This window comes from Sphingomonas sp. BT-65 (assembly GCF_026107375.2).
In the GTDB taxonomy this organism is placed as follows: Bacteria; Pseudomonadota; Alphaproteobacteria; order Sphingomonadales; family Sphingomonadaceae; genus Sphingomonas.
Map to the genome: position 1 here is coordinate 273450 of NZ_JAPCIA010000002.1, position 15611 is coordinate 289060.

The 15611-nt window shown below is 68.2% G+C and carries 12 protein-coding genes; 10 read left to right on the top strand and 2 right to left on the bottom strand.

Going from position 1 to position 15611, the window contains the following annotated elements:
- Positions 1-3: 3 nt before the first annotated feature.
- From OK349_RS15900 to OK349_RS15925, 6 genes are all read left to right on the top strand, one after another.
- Positions 4-3021: a TonB-dependent receptor domain-containing protein gene (locus tag OK349_RS15900; RefSeq protein WP_265118887.1), complete on the top strand. Its 3018-nt coding sequence runs from the start codon at positions 4-6 to the stop codon at positions 3019-3021.
- 189 nt (positions 3022-3210) lie between these two features.
- A complete protein-coding gene (locus tag OK349_RS15905) occupies positions 3211-4521 on the top strand; it encodes a dicarboxylate/amino acid:cation symporter (RefSeq protein WP_265118888.1) in 1311 nt (436 codons plus the stop codon).
- Positions 4522-4576: 55 nt separating this feature from the next.
- The gene (gene ggt, locus OK349_RS15910; RefSeq protein WP_265118889.1) at positions 4577-6295 is read left to right on the top strand and encodes a gamma-glutamyltransferase; all 1719 of its coding nucleotides are present in this window, start codon (positions 4577-4579) and stop codon (positions 6293-6295) included.
- Positions 6292-8028, top strand: a complete 1737-nt coding sequence (locus OK349_RS15915) for a gamma-glutamyltransferase family protein (protein WP_265118890.1) — start codon at positions 6292-6294, stop codon at positions 8026-8028. The genes ggt and OK349_RS15915 overlap by 4 nt, the downstream gene beginning before the upstream one ends.
- The gene (locus tag OK349_RS15920) at positions 8028-8876 is read left to right on the top strand and encodes a dienelactone hydrolase family protein (protein WP_265118891.1); all 849 of its coding nucleotides are present in this window, start codon (positions 8028-8030) and stop codon (positions 8874-8876) included. Before OK349_RS15915 ends, OK349_RS15920 begins: the two co-directional genes overlap by 1 nt.
- Positions 8877-9067: 191 nt before the next feature.
- Positions 9068-10576, top strand: a complete 1509-nt coding sequence (locus tag OK349_RS15925; RefSeq protein WP_265118892.1) for a helicase HerA domain-containing protein — start codon at positions 9068-9070, stop codon at positions 10574-10576.
- 237 nt (positions 10577-10813) lie between these two features.
- On the opposite strand, the gene OK349_RS15930 is transcribed toward OK349_RS15925, so the two are convergent.
- Complete coding sequence (locus tag OK349_RS15930) at positions 10814-11566, bottom strand: TlyA family RNA methyltransferase (protein ID WP_265118893.1); 753 nt, start codon at positions 11564-11566, stop codon at positions 10814-10816.
- An 87-nt stretch (positions 11567-11653) separates the two neighbouring features.
- On the opposite strand from OK349_RS15930, the gene OK349_RS15935 reads away from it, so the two are divergent.
- Entirely contained in the window at positions 11654-12196 is a 543-nt protein-coding gene (locus OK349_RS15935; RefSeq protein ID WP_265118894.1) for a glycoside hydrolase family 108 protein, read from the top strand.
- A gap of 45 nt (positions 12197-12241) precedes the next feature.
- Positions 12242-12655, top strand: coding sequence for a holin family protein (locus OK349_RS15940; protein WP_265118895.1), 414 nt, complete (start codon positions 12242-12244; stop codon positions 12653-12655).
- A 77-nt stretch (positions 12656-12732) separates the two neighbouring features.
- On the opposite strand, the gene OK349_RS15945 is transcribed toward OK349_RS15940, so the two are convergent.
- Complete coding sequence (locus tag OK349_RS15945; protein WP_265118896.1) at positions 12733-13896, bottom strand: Yip1 family protein; 1164 nt, start codon at positions 13894-13896, stop codon at positions 12733-12735.
- Between the two features lie 85 nt (positions 13897-13981).
- Here OK349_RS15945 and hslV point away from each other — a divergent pair, with 85 nt between their 5' ends.
- Both hslV and OK349_RS15955 read left to right on the top strand, forming a co-directional pair.
- Positions 13982-14530, top strand: coding sequence for an ATP-dependent protease subunit HslV (gene hslV, locus OK349_RS15950; protein WP_301531121.1), 549 nt, complete (start codon positions 13982-13984; stop codon positions 14528-14530).
- A gap of 14 nt (positions 14531-14544) precedes the next feature.
- Positions 14545-15600 carry an aldo/keto reductase gene (locus OK349_RS15955; RefSeq protein WP_265118897.1) on the top strand — a complete coding sequence of 352 codons (1056 nt, stop codon included), beginning with the start codon at positions 14545-14547 and terminating at the stop codon, positions 15598-15600.
- Positions 15601-15611 lie beyond the last annotated feature (11 nt).

The following is a 15611-nucleotide window of genomic DNA, read 5'->3' on the forward strand; positions in this document are numbered from 1 at the left end:
ATCATGAAGCGTACAATCCGTATCGCTGGCCTGCTCGGCGGCATCTCGCTGCTCGCCACGGCCGGCGCCGCGCTGGCCCAGGACGCGCCGCAGACCGCCGCTGACATCGCCGCGCAGGAAGCCGAACAGGGCGAGGAAGTCGTCGTCATCGGCTCGCAGATCAAGGGTGCCGACGTCGCCGGCGCGCTGCCCGTCACCGTGCTCAACGAGGACGACATCGCCGCCACCGCCGCGACCAGTGGCGACGAGCTGTTCCGCTCGATCCCGCAGGCGGGCGACGTCGCCTTCAACGAGAGCCGCGACGCCGGCGGCATCAACGACGCGCGCGGCGACACCGCCTCGATCAACTTGCGCGCGCTCGGCACCGGCAACACGCTGGTACTGCTCAATGGCCGCCGCATGGTGCTCCACCCCGGCACCCAGAGCGAGAACCTCGTGCCGGTGCAGAGCGTCAACACCAACGCCATCCCTGTGCTCGGCATCCGCCGGGTCGAGGTGCTGCTCGACGGCGCCGCCGCGATCTACGGCTCGGACGCCGTCGCGGGCGTGGTCAACACCGTGCTCAAGGACAATTTCAAGGGCATCCGCGCGACCGGCGAACTGAGCTTCACCGAGGATTCGGGCCAGATCGAGACCGAGTTCGCGTTCGAGGCCGGCCACAGCTTCAACGGCGGCAAGACCAACATCTCGCTGTTCGGCTCGTACAACCACCGCGACCCGCTCTACGCCCGCGAACGCCGCAACTCGCGCTCGGCCGACCTGCGGCCGCTCGTCGCCGGCACCCCCTTCGCGAACGACACCGATTTCGACAACACCTCGACCGACAGCATCTGGGGCGAGTTCCAGCGGCTGACCAACAGCTATGTCGCCTCGACCACTGCGGCGCAGGTCAACGGCACGACGCTGACCACCAACGGCATCTTCCACATCCAGCCGACCGGCAACGGCAGCTGCGTCGCCCCAACACCCTATGCCGGCACCTGCTGGGACAACAGCTCGCTGTCGACCGCCTCGACCGACAACAATCTCAAATACGACATCAACAGCGTCCGCACGCTGATGGGCCGCAACGACCGGCTCAACCTGTTCGGCTTCTTCAACCACGAGTTCGACAGCGGACTCGAATTCTTCGCCGAAGCCGCCTGGTACCGCGCCGACTATGAATCGGTGCGCGAGCAGGACACCTCGCTCGCCAGCCAGCGGCTGATCATCCCGGCCAACGGCTTCTACAACCCGCTCGGGCCGGTCGGCAGTCCCAATCGCATTCCGGGCCTTACCGGCGTGCTCAACGCCGGCGTGCCGATCGAGCTGATCGATTATCGCCCGATCGATGCTGGTCCGCTCGTGGTCAACGTCCGCAACGACACGATGCGCTTCCTCGGCGGGTTCCGTGGCGAGATCTTCGGCTTCGATTTCGACAGCGCCGTGCTCTACTCCCGCGCCCGTACGCGCGACAGCATGCGCACGATCAGCATGACCAGGTTCCAGGAAGCGCTCTCGCGCACCGACGCCAGCGCCTACAACCCGTTCAACGGCGGCGATCCCCTGCGTCCCGGCTGGCTCGACAGCACGCCCAACCCGCAGAGCGTGATCGACAGCTTCATGGTCGACATCTACCGCATCAGCACCTCCGAGCTGGCGATGGCCGACTTCAAGCTCAGCAAGAACGACCTGTTCAACCTGCCGGGCGGCCGCGTCGGCATGGCGGCGGGCGTCGAGTTCCGCCACGAGACCTTCTTCGACGATCGCGATCCGCGGCTCGACGGCACGATCGCCTTCACCGCGCTCGACGGCTCGTCCAACGGCAGCGACACGATGGGCGCCAGCCCGACGCCGGACAGTGGCGGCAAGCGCAACGTCTTTTCGGGCTTTCTCGAGTTCGCGGTGCCGGTGGTCTCGCCGCGCATGGATGTGCCGCTGATCCGCTCGCTCGACCTGCAGCTCGCCGGCCGCGTCGAATCCTATGAAGGTTTCGGCACCGTCGCCAAGCCCAAGGTGGCGGCGTCCTGGTATCCGTTCGCCAACCTCCAGCTGCGCGGCTCCTGGTCGCAGGGCTTCCGCGCGCCCAACCTGCCGCAGCTGTTCGAAAGCGGCATCCAGCGCTCGAATACCCGCACCGACTGGATTCGTTGCGAAGCTGATTTCCGCACCGGGGCAATCAGCAATTTCGACGACTGCACGCGCAGCCAGGGCGTGGTCAGCAACCGTTCCGGCAGCCAGGATCTGAAGCCCGAGGAATCGGACAATCTCTCGCTCGGCGGAACCTTCCAGCTCAATATGGGCCGCGCGGGACGCCTCACCTTCACCGCGGATTACTGGGAAATCCGCCAGAAGAATGTGATCGGCCTGTTCGGGGATACGAACGCGCTGATCCTCGACTATCTGCTGCGCCTGTCGGGATCGTCCAACCCGAATGTCCAGCGCACCGCACCGACGCAAGCAGACATCGATGCGGTTGCCGGCACCGGCATCGCACCCGTCGGGCGGATCATCCAGGTGATCGACAACTACACCAACCTCACCCCGCGCACCGTTCGCGGCTATGATCTCGGCGTCTATTATCAGGTCAAGGACACGGGGATCGGCGACTTCAGCGTCCGCGTGAACGCCGCGCGCCTGCTCGAATTCTATCAGGTTCCCAACGAGACCGTGCAGTCGCTGATCGATGCGCAGGCGGACGGAACGATCGACGGCACGATCAACATCGTCGGCGCGCAGAGCCTGATCGAGGAGAATGGCAGGCCCAAGTGGCGCGGCTCGGCGAGCCTCACCTGGCGCTACAGTGGCTTCGGCATCGGCTATTTCGCCAGCTATGTCGGCGCGGTCACCGACACCTCGGCCCTGCTCGCCGACGGAACGCGCTGGCGGGTCGACGACTATCTGACCCACAGCCTCTACGCCCAGTACACCGTCGACGGCGGCCCGATGGACAGCCTGCGGCTGCGCGTCGGCGCGCGCAACCTGTTCAATGAACTCGCCCCGCTCGCCGACCAGCCGACCGGCTATATCGGCGACCTCTAGAGCAACCGTGGCCGCCAGGTGTATTTCTCGGTGAGCAAGCGTTTCTGATCCACGTCTCCTGCCCCCGCGCCATTGCCGTGGCGCGGGGGCGGGCCTTTTCGGCGCGTCGCACTTCGCGATCCGCCCGTGATGACCTAGGCTGGCCCCGTCCCGCGCCCAGCCGCACCCAACTCAAGCCGGAGCTGCCCGATGACCGAGACGACCACTCCCGAGCAGACCGAACCCCCCGCCCGACCCCGACCGCTCGCCCGCGCACTCGGCTGGTGGTTCGGCGTGGCACTGTGGAAGCGCATTCTCGGCGCGCTGGTGCTCGGCGTGATCGCCGGACTTATCTGGGGTGAGGGCGCCACCAGCATCGCCTGGATCGGCGAGTTGTTCGTCCGCCTGATCCGCATGCTCGTCGTGCCGCTCGTCTTCCTCACCATCGCCGCGGGCGTCGCCGCGCTCGCCGATCCCAAGCGGCTCGGCAGCATCGGCGTGAAGACGCTCGCCATGTACGTCTTCACCACCGCGCTCGCGGTGACCACCGGCCTCACCGTCGCCACGCTCATCGCCCCGGGCCTCGGCGCGACCTTCGCCGATGCGGTGCCCAAGGCGATGGGCACCCCGCCCGATACCGCGCGCATGTTCATGGAGATCATCCCCGACAATCCCGTCGCCGCGATGGCGAACGGACAGACGCTGTCGGTGATCTTCTTCGCGATCCTGGTCGGCGCCGGGGTGATCGCCGCCGGCAAGGGCGCCGAACCGGTGCGCCAGTTCCTCAACGGCGCGTCCGACGTGATGCTCAAGATCGTCGGCTTCGTGATGGAGACCGCGCCGTTCGGCGTCTTCGCCCTCATCGCGGTGGTGATGGGCACCAGCGGCCCGTCGAGCTTCCTTGCGGTGCTCAAGCTCGCAATCTGCGTCGTCGTCGGCTCGGCGATCGTCACGCTGGTCATTCACGGGCTCATCGTCGTGCGGCTGATGGCGTGGCTGTCGCCCTTGCCCTTCTTCCGCGGCATCGCCGACGCGATCATGGTCGGCTTCTCGACTTCGTCGAGCTCGGCCACCCTCCCCGTCGCGATCCGCGTCGCCGAGCGCAACCTCGGCGTGTCCAAGCCGGTCGCCTCCACCGTGCTCCCGCTCGGCGCGACGATCGGCATGGACGGCGCGGCGATGTATGTCGCGATGCTCACCTTGTTCTCGGCGCAGGCGTTCGGCGTGGACCTGAGCTGGGCCGACTATCTGGTGATCGCCGCGACCACCACGATCGTCGCGATGGGCGTCGCACCGGTACCCTCGGGCTCGCTGTTCGTGCTCGCCGCGGTGCTCCATGCGATCGGCATCACCCCTGAGCAGACCGCGATCGTGGTCGGCTTCATCCTGCCGTTCGACCGCATCCTCGACATGACCCGCACCGTCCCCAACGTCACCTCCGACCTCGCCATCGCCACCGCGGTGGCGCGCTGGGAGAAGGAGATGGACGTGGGCGTCTATTATTCCTCCAACGATGTTTGACCTCACTAGAATCCTCCCCCAGCAAGCTGGAGGAGGAACTGAAAGCCCGACCTTCATGTTCCTGCGCAAGCTCGTCCTCGCCGTCTCGGCGCTCGCCCTCGCGCTGCCGCTCCCGGCCGCGGCGCAGAGCCGCCAGCTCCTCGAATATCCCTCGATCCACTCGCCCGTCGTCGGCACGCGCGGCATGATCGTCAGCCAGAACGGACTCGCTAGCGAGGTCGGCGCGCAGATCCTGCGCGACGGCGGGAATGCGATCGACGCCGCGGTCGCAATCGGCTTCGCGCTCGCCGTCACCCTGCCCCGCGCGGGCAATATCGGCGGCGATGGCTTCATGACCGTCTATGACGCCAGGTCGAAGCAGGTCCGCGTGATCGACTTCCGCGGCATTGCACCCCGTGCCGCCACCCCTGCGATGTTCGTCGATAACAAGGGCAAGGAGCGGGACATTGCTTCGTACGGCTATCTGGCGCCGTCAGTCCCCGGCACCGTCGCGGGCCTTGAACACGCCCACAAGAAATGGGGCAAGCTCCCTTGGACCCGGGTCGTCGAACCCGCCATCCGCCTCGCGCGCGACGGGGTGAAGCTCACTGCCGACGAGGCCTTCGTGTTCGGCTGGGGCCGCCAGCGCCTGTCGAACAGCGCCTCGGGCAGGGCGGTCTTCTACAAGCCCGATGGCGGCCTCTACGCCAAGGACGAGGTGCTGAAGCAGCCCGAGCTCGCCTGGACCCTGGGCGAGATCGCCAAAGGCGGTGCCAAGGCCTTCTACACCGGCGAGGTCGCACGCCGGATCGAAGCGGACATGAAGGCCCATGGCGGGCTCATCACCCGCGTCGACTTGGCCGCCTATCAACCGGTCGAGCGCGCGCCGCTGGTCGGCACCTATCGCGGCTATCAGGTCTATACCCCGCCCCCGGCCAGCGCGGGCGGCGCGACCCTCATCAACATGCTCAACATGCTCGAGCATTACGATCTCAGGGCGATGGGCGCGGGCTCCGCCGCCTCGCTCCATGTGATCGCCGAGGCGTCGAAGCTCGCCTATCTCGACCGCTACCAGGCGCTCGGCGACCCCGCCTTCGTCACCGCCCCGGTCAAGGGCTTCATCTCCAAGGAATATGCCGCCGAGCGCGTCAAGCTGATCGACCCGGACAAGGCGACGCCAGCCCGCGACCTCGCGCCCGGCGACCCGCTCAAGTTCGAGAGCCCCTCGACCACGCATTTCTCGGTCGCCGACGCCGAGGGCAATGCCGTCTCCACGACCTACACGCTCGGCTCGGATTTCGGCTCGGGCGTGATGATCGCCGGCACCGGCATCCTGCTCAACAACCAGATGAACAATTTCAGCCACGAGCAGGCATGGGAAGCGCAGCGCAAGGGCACCCCGCCGCCGCTCAACGCCATGGCGCCGGGCAAGCGCATGCTCTCGACGATGATGCCGACTATGGTGTTCAAGGACGGCAAGCCCTGGCTGATCGTCGGCACGCCGGGCGGCAGCACGATCATCACCACGATGCTCCAGCTCGTCGTCAACACGATCGATTTCGGCCTCAACGTCGACGAGGCGACGCACCAGCCACGCATCTACCAGGGCACGACCGCTTCGCTGCGCGTCGAGCCCAATTTCAACCCGGACACGGTTGCGGCGCTCAAGGCAAAGGGCCATCGCATCGAGATGGACGAAACCATGGGAAGCGCGCAGTCGATCATGATCACCAACAGTCTGTTCCTCGGCGCGGCGGACCCCCGCCGTCCCGGCGCAAAGGCGATCGAACCATGAAGATGCAGATGAAACCCCTCCTCGTCGCCTTCGCGCTCGCCGGTCTCGCCGCGTGCGCCCCGCGCACCGCACAGACGATCACACCGCACGAGCCGCTGCCGGCAACTGCGCCCGCCGCCCCCGCCAAGGAACGCCAGGCCTTCGTCGCCGCGGCGCATCCCCTCGCGGTCGAGGCTGGCCTGGAGGTGCTGCGCAAGGGCGGATCGGCGGTCGATGCCGCGATCGCAGTGCAGGCGATGCTGAGCCTGGTCGAGCCGCAGAGCAGCGGCCTGGGCGGCGGCGCGTTCATGACTCGCTACGATGCGAAGACTCGCACCGTCACCGTCTATGACGGCCGCGAGGTGGCGCCGGCCGGCGCGACGCCCGACATGCTGCTCGGTCCCGACGGCAAGCCGCTGTCCTTCGCGACCGCCGTCGTCTCGGGGCGCGCCACCGGCGTTCCCGGCGTGGTGCGCATGCTTGGCGTCGCGCACCAGCGCGACGGCAAGCTCGCCTGGAAGGACCTGTTCGGCGACGTCGTCCGCACGGCCGAGGATGGCTTCGTTGTCGGCCCCCGCCTCGCGCGCATGATCGCCGGCCGCGCGCCGCAGGCCCGCAGCGCCGACGCCGTCGCCTATTTCCGCAACGCACAGGGCGAGCAGATCAAGGCGGGCGACACGCTCCGCAACCCCGCCTATGCCGCCTTCGTCCGCCGCCTCGCCGCGCAGGGGCCCGACGCCATGTACAAGGGCGAGACCGCCCGCCGCATCGTCGCCCGCCTGCACCAGGGCGAGTTCGCCAGCTCGATGATCGAGGCGGACATCGCCGGTTACAAGCCGGTGGTGCGCGAGGCGGTCTGCAACGGCTATCGCGTCTATATCCTCTGCGCCCCGCCGCCGCCCTCCTCAGGCGTTGGCCTTCTCCAGCTGATGGCGCTCATCGAGCGCACCGATATCGGCACGCGCGGCCCCAATGATCCCATTGCATGGGTCAAATATGCCGAGGCCAGCCGCGTGATGTACGCCGATCGCGACGCCTATGTCGGCGACGTCCCGACCGTGCCGGTCAAGGGCATGCTCGACCCCGCCTATGTCGCAAGCCGCGTCGCGCTGATCGCCGACCGCGCCGGCCCCGCGCCCCAACCGGGCACCCCGCCGGGCGCGGTCACCGCGCGCATCGACGCGACCAATGAGGTCGCCGGCACCTCGCACTTCATCGTCATAGACGGCGAGGGCAATGCCGTCTCGATGACCACCACGGTCGAGAGCCTGTTCGGCAGCGGCCGCATGGTCGACGGCTTCTTCCTCAACAACCAGATGACCGACTTCTCCTTCGTCCCCGAAGGCCCCAACGCGATCGCGCCGGGCAAGCGCCCGCGCTCGTCGATGGTGCCGACGGTGATCCTTCACCCCGACCGCCGCCTCGCCGGCGCGATCGGCTCGCCCGGCGGCAATGCGATCCTCGCTTATGTCTCCAAGGCGCTGGTCGGCATCGTCGAGTGGAACATGCCGGTGGCCGAAGCGATCGCGCTGCCCAACCTCGTCGCGCGCGGATCGAGCTTCAATGGCGAGGCGGGCAAGTTCGCCCCGCCGCTGCTCGCCGCGATGGCCGAGCGCGGGGTCACCGTTCGCGGCGGCTCGGGCGAGGATTCGGGCCTGCACGGCGTGATGATTCGCGACGGCAAGTTCGACGGCGGCGCCGATCCGCGCCGCGACGGCGTCGCCCGCACGATCACGCTGCCCGCGAGGAAGTGATGCGCTTGCCTCTCGCCGCTGCCATCGTCGTGATCGCCGCCCCCGCCGCAGCGCAGGAGGTAAAGGTCGAGGACGTCACCTTCCTCAGCCGCGACGGCAAGACGCAGGTAAAGGGCTATCTCTTCGAGCCCGCCAACGCGCCCGGCAAGCTCCCCGCGGTCGTCATGCTCCACGGCCGGGGCGGCGCCTATTCCTCGCTCGCCAAGGGCAAGTACGACGCCACCACCCTCTCCAGCCGCCATAAGGCGTGGGGCGAGCTGTTGGCGCGCAACGGCTATGCCGCGCTGATGGTCGATGATTTCGGCGCGGTCGGCTATCCCGCGGGCTTCGCCGCCGGCACCTACCAGGACCGGCCCAACGCGGTCGACGAGGTCGAATTCCGCCCACTCCACGCCTATGGCGCGCTGCGCTTCCTCCAGTCGCGCCCCGATGTGATCGTCAACCGCATCGCGCTGCTCGGCTGGTCCAACGGCGCCAGCGCGACGCTCGCCGCGATGGCTGACGACAAGCCCGGCGATATGCGCAAAATCGGCTTCGTTGCCGGCGTCGCGCTATACCCTGGCTGCGGTCTCAAGAAGCGCTTCGAGAAGGACGGCTACAAGCCCTACCACCCGGTCCGCGTGTTCATGGGCACCGCCGACGAGGAGGTCTCGCCCAAGCTCTGCCAGACGCTGGTCGAGCGCAGCAAGGCGGCTGGCAACGACATCGACCTGCGCATGTTCGAAGGCGCGACCCACAGCTACGACACGCCCACCAAATCGCGCCAGTCGGTCGAAGCCAATGCCGCCGCGAAGGCCGCGACCGAGGCCGACATCCTCGCCTTCCTGGCCGCCAAGCTAAAACCCTAAATTCCCCCCCGGAGGGGGAGGGGGACCAGCGAAGCTGGTGGAGGGGTATTCTCCCCACCCGACACCGCTTGCCGAAACTACCCCTCCGTCATCGCTGCGCGATGCCACCTCCCCCTCCGGGGGAGGAATAGCTTCCTCTCCGCCGCAATCCCCTTGCCCCGACTCCCCCCGATGCGCCAAAGCACCTCCCAATGACTGCCCGCATCGACATGGGACTCGACGGCGGCGGCAACCCGGTTGCCGTCGATCTGGAGGAGCTGCTTGCGACCCGTCTGCTCGTCCAGGGCAATTCGGGCTCGGGCAAGTCGCACCTGCTGCGCCGCCTGCTCGAGGGCAGCGCTGGCTATGTCCAGCAGGTCGTGATCGATCCCGAGGGCGACTTCGTCAGCCTCGCCGACGCCTTCGGCCATATCGCGGTCGATGCCGCCGAATACAGCCTGGCCGAGCTCGGCCGCCTCGCGATGCGCGTCCGCGAGCATCGCGCCTCGGTCGTGCTCAACCTCGAAGGTCTCGAGATCGACGGCCAGATGCGCGCCGCCGCCGCCTTCCTCGCCGCCCTGTTCGATGCCCCGCGCGAGCATTGGTACCCGGTCCTCACCGTGGTCGACGAGGCCCAGCTCTTCGCCCCCGCCGCCGCGGGCGAAGTCTCGGAGGAAGCCCGCCGCACCTCGCTCGCGGCGATGACCAACCTCATGTGCCGCGGCCGCAAGCGCGGGCTCGCCGGGGTCATCGCCACCCAGCGCCTCGCCAAGCTCGCCAAGAACGTCGCGGCGGAGGCCAGCAACTTCCTGATGGGCCGCACCTTCCTCGACATCGACATGGCGCGCGCCGCCGACCTGCTCGGCATGGAGCGCCGCCAGGCCGACACGATCCGCGACCTCGCCCGCGGCGAGTTCCTCGCCCTCGGCCCCGCCATCACCCGCCGCCCGATCAGCGTCCGGATCGGCGAGGTCAAGACCGGCTCCAAGGCCGTCAGCCCCAAGCTGATGCCGCTCCCCACCGCCGCGACCGCGGACATGCGCGACATGCTCTTCGCCCCGGGCGCGGAGGACGAGGCGCCGCCCCCGCCGCCGCCCGCGCCGGTGCCGATGGCGGACCTGATGCGCAGCATCGCCACCCCCGCCCCCGCGCCGGTCCCCGACATGCCGGTGCTGGAGGAAGGCGAGCAGGCCGAGGTCCGCCGCGCGATCCTCGCCGAAATTGCTGGTGAAGGCGCAAACGGGGAAGCCCGCCAGCCGCTCCCCGCGATCTTCCAGGATTACACCGTCCGCTGCCGCATGCGCGGGGTCGAGCCCGGCATGGACCTCGCCGCGTTCCGCTCCGCCCTCGCCCTCGCCCGCGCGGGCATCGCCGATGCCGAGGGCTGGGATGAGGCACTCACCCTAGCCGCCTCGCTGCCCGAGGAGATGCTCACCCCCTTCCTCGGCATCGCCCGCGCCGCGCGCGCCAGCGAGCCCTGCCCGTCCGACGCGCAGCTCGCCGCGCTCTACGGCACCAGCTCGCTCGGCCGCGCCAAGCGGATGATGGCGTTCATCGAGGAAAAGGGCCTGATCGTCGCCCGCACCGATCTCTCGGGCAAGCGCAGTGTCAGCCTGCCCCATCTCGGCTGGACCACTGCGCCGTCCTGGCCGGACCCGGCCAACCCGCAACGGCCAGGCCGCACGGCAGTGCGCGCCGCCGAGCGGGCGCGGTTGCTCTAAGCCGCTCGCGCCGTCAGGACGCGAGGATGCTCACGCTCGCGAACAGCAGCAGGCCGCATGCGGCCACGGCTTCGACATAGGCGAACAGCCTGTTCGGAGCGATATCTGGTGCACTATTCATGACTCTCTCCCCCAAGAGAAAGGGGATGTTGCCTCCATGCGAACCCGCTGTCGAGTCCGACTTTAGGGGTATTCGCCCCGCGTCTGTACCGTTGCGGGCGCCGCGAACCCCTGCAGTCAGGCCAGGCTGCCCGCCGCGCCCGCTTGCGCCGCGACCAGAAACTCCACATTTCCCTCCGGCCCGGTGATCGGGCTGCGCGTCACGCCTTCGACGCGCCACCCCGCGCCTTCCAGCCACGCCACCACCTCACCGCACACCCGCTCGTGCACCGCCGGGTCGCGCACCACGCCGCCCTTGCCCACCTCGTCGCGGCCCGCCTCGAACTGCGGCTTGATCAGCGCCACCACCCACGCCCCCTCGTGCACGAAGGCGAAGGGCCGCTCGAGCACCTTGGCCAGCCCGATGAAGCTCGCGTCGCACACCACGATGTCGACCGGCTCGGGGATATGCTCGCGCATCAGTACCCGCGCGCTGGTCTGCTCGTGCACCACCACCCGCGCGTCCTGGCGCAGCTTCCACGCGAGCTGGTTGGTGCCGCTGTCGACCGCATAGACGCGCACAGCGCCACGCGTCAGCAGCACATCGGTGAACCCGCCGGTCGAAGATCCCACGTCGATCGCCACCATTCCCGTCGGGTCGATCGCGAAATGGTCGAGCGCATGCGCCAGCTTGACCCCGCCGCGCGACACCCAGGGATGGTCGCGGCCCTTGACCTCCAGCGGCGCGTCGGGCGCGATTGGCTGGCCAGGCTTGTCCACGCGCCTGTCGCCGCTGAATACCAAGCCGGCCAGGATCAGCGCCTGTGCGCGCGTCCGGCTCTCCGCCAGCCCGCGTTCGACGAGCAACTGATCGGGGCGGGTCTTGGGCATAGGCCGCCCGCTCTAGCCCAACAGAATCCATTTTCCTACAACGAACCATATAGGTTATCTTGAGTCGTCTAAACAGGAGGACTCGAAATGACCATCGACGAACTGATCGAGGAGGTGATCGCCCGCGAGGGCGGCTATTCCAACCACCCTGCCGACCGCGGCGGACCGACGCGCTGGGGGATCACCGAAGCGGTCGCGCGGCAGCACGGCTTCACCGGCGACATGCGCGTATTCCCGCGCGACGAGGCCGCGACGATCTACCGCCGCATCTACTGGCTGCGGCCGCGGATCGCCGATGTCGCGAAGCGCGCGCCGACGCTCGCCGCCGAGCTGTTCGACACCGGCATCAACATGGGGCCCGCGATCGCCGCGCGCTTCCTCCAGCGCGCGCTGAACGCGCTCAATCGCAACGAGAAGGATTATCCCGATCTCGGCGTCGACGGGGCGATCGGCCCCGCCACCCTCGCCGCGCTCGGCGAATTCCTCGACCGCCGCGGCCAGCCGGGCGAGGCCGTGCTGATCAAGGCGGTCGAGGCGCTGCAGGGCGAACGCTACCTCGCGCTCGCCGAGCGCCGCCCCGCCAACGAAGCCTTTCTCTATGGCTGGCTCGCGAACCGAATCGGTTCATGAACCCCCTCAATCATGTCAACTTCGTCAACCGACAGGAGCATCCCAATGAGCATTCTTGAAGGCATTATCGGCCCAATCGCGAGCCTCATCGACAAGATCATCCCCGACCCCAAGGCGCGCGACCAGGCCAAGCTCGAGCTGCTCAAGCTCGAAGGCACGCAGGAGATGGAGGCGGTGCGCACCCAGCTCTCGGCGATCGTCGCCGAGGCGCAGTCGCCCGATCCCTGGACCAGCCGTGCGCGGCCGAGCTTCCTCTACGTCATGTACGCGCTGCTGCTGTGGGCGATCCCGATGGGGCTGATCGGCGCGGTCCAGCCCGAGATGGCGAAGGGCATCGCCAATGGCATGAACGCCTATCTCGCCGGCATTCCCGAGCCGCTCTACGCGCTCTTCGGCACCGGCTATCTCGGCTACACCGTCGCGCGCCAATGGGGGAAGATCAAGGGCGTCGAAAAGTGACACAACGAACCGCGTTGCGCGGAACTTGGTCAACTTCGGAGGGGAACGCGTTGCGGTTCCCCTCCGCAATCGCTTCGTCAGCCGGCCATTCCCTGCAGCTTGCCGAGATCGATCGATCCGACCAGCGACTTGAGCGCGCCGATGTCGGGCGCATTGCCTTCGGCCTCGATCAGGAAGCGGTCGGCGAGCAGCACGCCATAGCTGCCGCGCCCGTCCTTGTTCCATTTCTCGATCGTGTAGCGGCCGTCGATCATGCCCGATTTCTCGTAGCCATTGTCGTCCTCGCGGCTGGTCTCGACCTTGAACGCGCTCGCCATCGCCGCGAAGGCGCCGGCCGAGGCGAGGTCGGCAACCTTCAATCGCACGCTCTGCCCGTTCGCCTCGTAGCGCGCCTCGGCCTGGGATCCGCCCATGCCGCCCGCGCTGGCGCTCGAGCTTTCGACCGCGGTCCGCGTCCAGCCGCCGGTCGACGCCGGCAGCAGCGCGGCGAGTGCCTGACGGTCGACCGGCGTCGCGGTCTTCGCCCGCTCGACCGCCGCTTCCATCTTGGCGGAGGCTTCCTCGAGCTTGCCGAGATCGACCTTGCCCACGCCGGGCAGCTCGACGCTGCCGCCCGCCGCGCCCGCGGCCGCGCCATAGGTCATCGCACGGGGCGCCAGCGCGCCGGTCAGCGCAGTGGTGACGACGCCGACCACGATGAACAGCACGATCGCGACGATCACCGTCACGACCGTATAGCCCATCGCCTTGTCCTCCGGCGCCTTCATCAGCCGCGGCAGGCCGAGATAGAGGAGGTAGAGGCTGTAGAGCCCGAGGATGCCGAGGATCGCGAGCTGCGGGATGATCTGGAAGATACCCGCCAGATAGGCCGCGGTGCCGCTATAGGCGGCGACCTTCATCGCCTGCACCGGGTTCTTCTGTCCGCCGAAATTGGGCGCCAATGCATCGATGATCTTGGACAGCAGCCACGCGCAGAGCAGCGCCAGCGCATAGCCGATCACCGCACCGACCACCGCGGTGGTGATGCTCGGACGATAGGTCACGCCGAGCGCGCTGTAGCCAAAGGCCAGCCCGCCGATCAGCCCCGCGACCGGGCCGATCGCGGCGAGCGGCGCGACCCAGCCGGTCATCAGGCCGCTCACGGTCGCGGGTTCGGGATCGATTCGCGCCCATTCTTCCTTGGGTTTCAGGAGGATGTTCTTGCAACGCTCGATCAGATTGCTCGAAGTCTCACCGGTCATGCCGTGGTTCTCCCTGTTCGTGCTGCGCCCGCTATACACGAAATCGCGATTGAACCCGAGAAGTCCGCGCCCAATATGCGCGGTCATGAGCGACAGTATGAAGTGGCACGGCACAACAATTCTTTCCGTGCGCCGCAACGGCCGCGTGGTCATCGCCGGGGACGGCCAGGTGACCCAAGGCCACACCGTGATGAAACCCAACGCGAAGAAAGTCCGTCCCCTGGGCGACGGAAAGGTCATCGCGGGCTTCGCCGGCGCGACCGCCGACGCCTTCACTCTGTTCGAACGGCTCGAGGGCAAGCTCGAGCGCCACCAGGGCCAGCTAATGCGCGCCGCGGTCGAGCTCGCCAAGGACTGGCGCACCGACAAGTATCTGCGCAACCTCGAGGCGATGCTGATCGTCGCCGACAAGGACATCACGCTGATCATCACCGGCAATGGCGACGTGCTCGAGCCTGAGGCCGGGATCGCCGCGATCGGATCGGGCGGCAACTACGCCCTCGCCGCCGCCCGCGCGCTGGTCGATTACGAGCAGGATGCCGAGACGATCTGCCGCAAGGCGATGCAGATCGCCGCGGATGTTTGCGTCTACACCAACGACCGGCTGACCGTCGAAACGCTCGACGCCGCCTGAAGACAGGATCAGCGATGCTCTATTCCCGCCTCGGCGACAGCGGCCTGATCGTCTCGCGCCTCTCGTTCGGCACGATGACCTTCACCCGTGGCGCCGGTCTGGCGGCGATCGCCAAGACCGAGCTCAAGGATGCGGCGGCGCTGTTCGGGCGCGCGCTCGATGCCGGGATCAATTTCTTCGACACTGCCGACGTCTATTCGGACGGCGAGTCGGAGGAGGTACTCGGCCAGATCATCGCCGGCCGCCGCGACGAGGTGGTGATCGCGACCAAGGCCGGCTGGCGCATGCACCGCCCGCTCAACCGCTCTGGCCTCTCGGCGGCGCACCTCCACTGGTCGATCGACCACAGCCTCAAGCGGCTCGGCACCGATCATGTCGACATCTTCATCGCGCATCGCGACGACGTGAACACGCCGCTAGAGGAAACCCTCCAGGCGCTCGATGCCATCGTCCGCGCGGGCAAGGCGCGCTATCTCGGCTATTCCAACTGGCCGGCGTGGAAGGTCGCCGCGGCGCTGGAGCTCCAGCGCGCCAATGGCTGGGCGCCGTTCACCCATGGCCAGCTGCTCTACTCGCTGGTCTCGCGCGACATCGAGACCGAGTTGGTGCCGATGTCGCAGCGCTACGGCCTCGGCGTCACCGCCTGGAGCCCGCTCGGCGGCGGCTTCCTCACCGGCAAGTACAGCCGCGAGAATATGGGCGAGGCCGGCGACCGGCTCGCCGCGCACGACGGCGTCCCGTTCGATCGCGAGAAGGGCTTCGCGCTGCTCGACCGCATGCGCGAGATCGCCGCGGGCCACGGCGCCAGCGTCGCGCAGGTGGCGCTCGCCTGGGTGCTCGCCAAGCCGGCCATCTCCAGCGTCATCATCGGCGCGACCAAGATGCACCAACTCGACGACAATCTCGCCGCGGTGAACCTCGCGCTCACGCCGGACGAGATCGCCGAGATGGATGCGCTCACCGCCGGCCCGCGCGGCTATCCCGGCTTCATGATCGACCGCATCGACCAGCCGATCGCCGCCGCGCTCGCCGCCCGGCCCGGCACTCCCTACATTCCCGAACAAGCCTGAGAATCGAACAA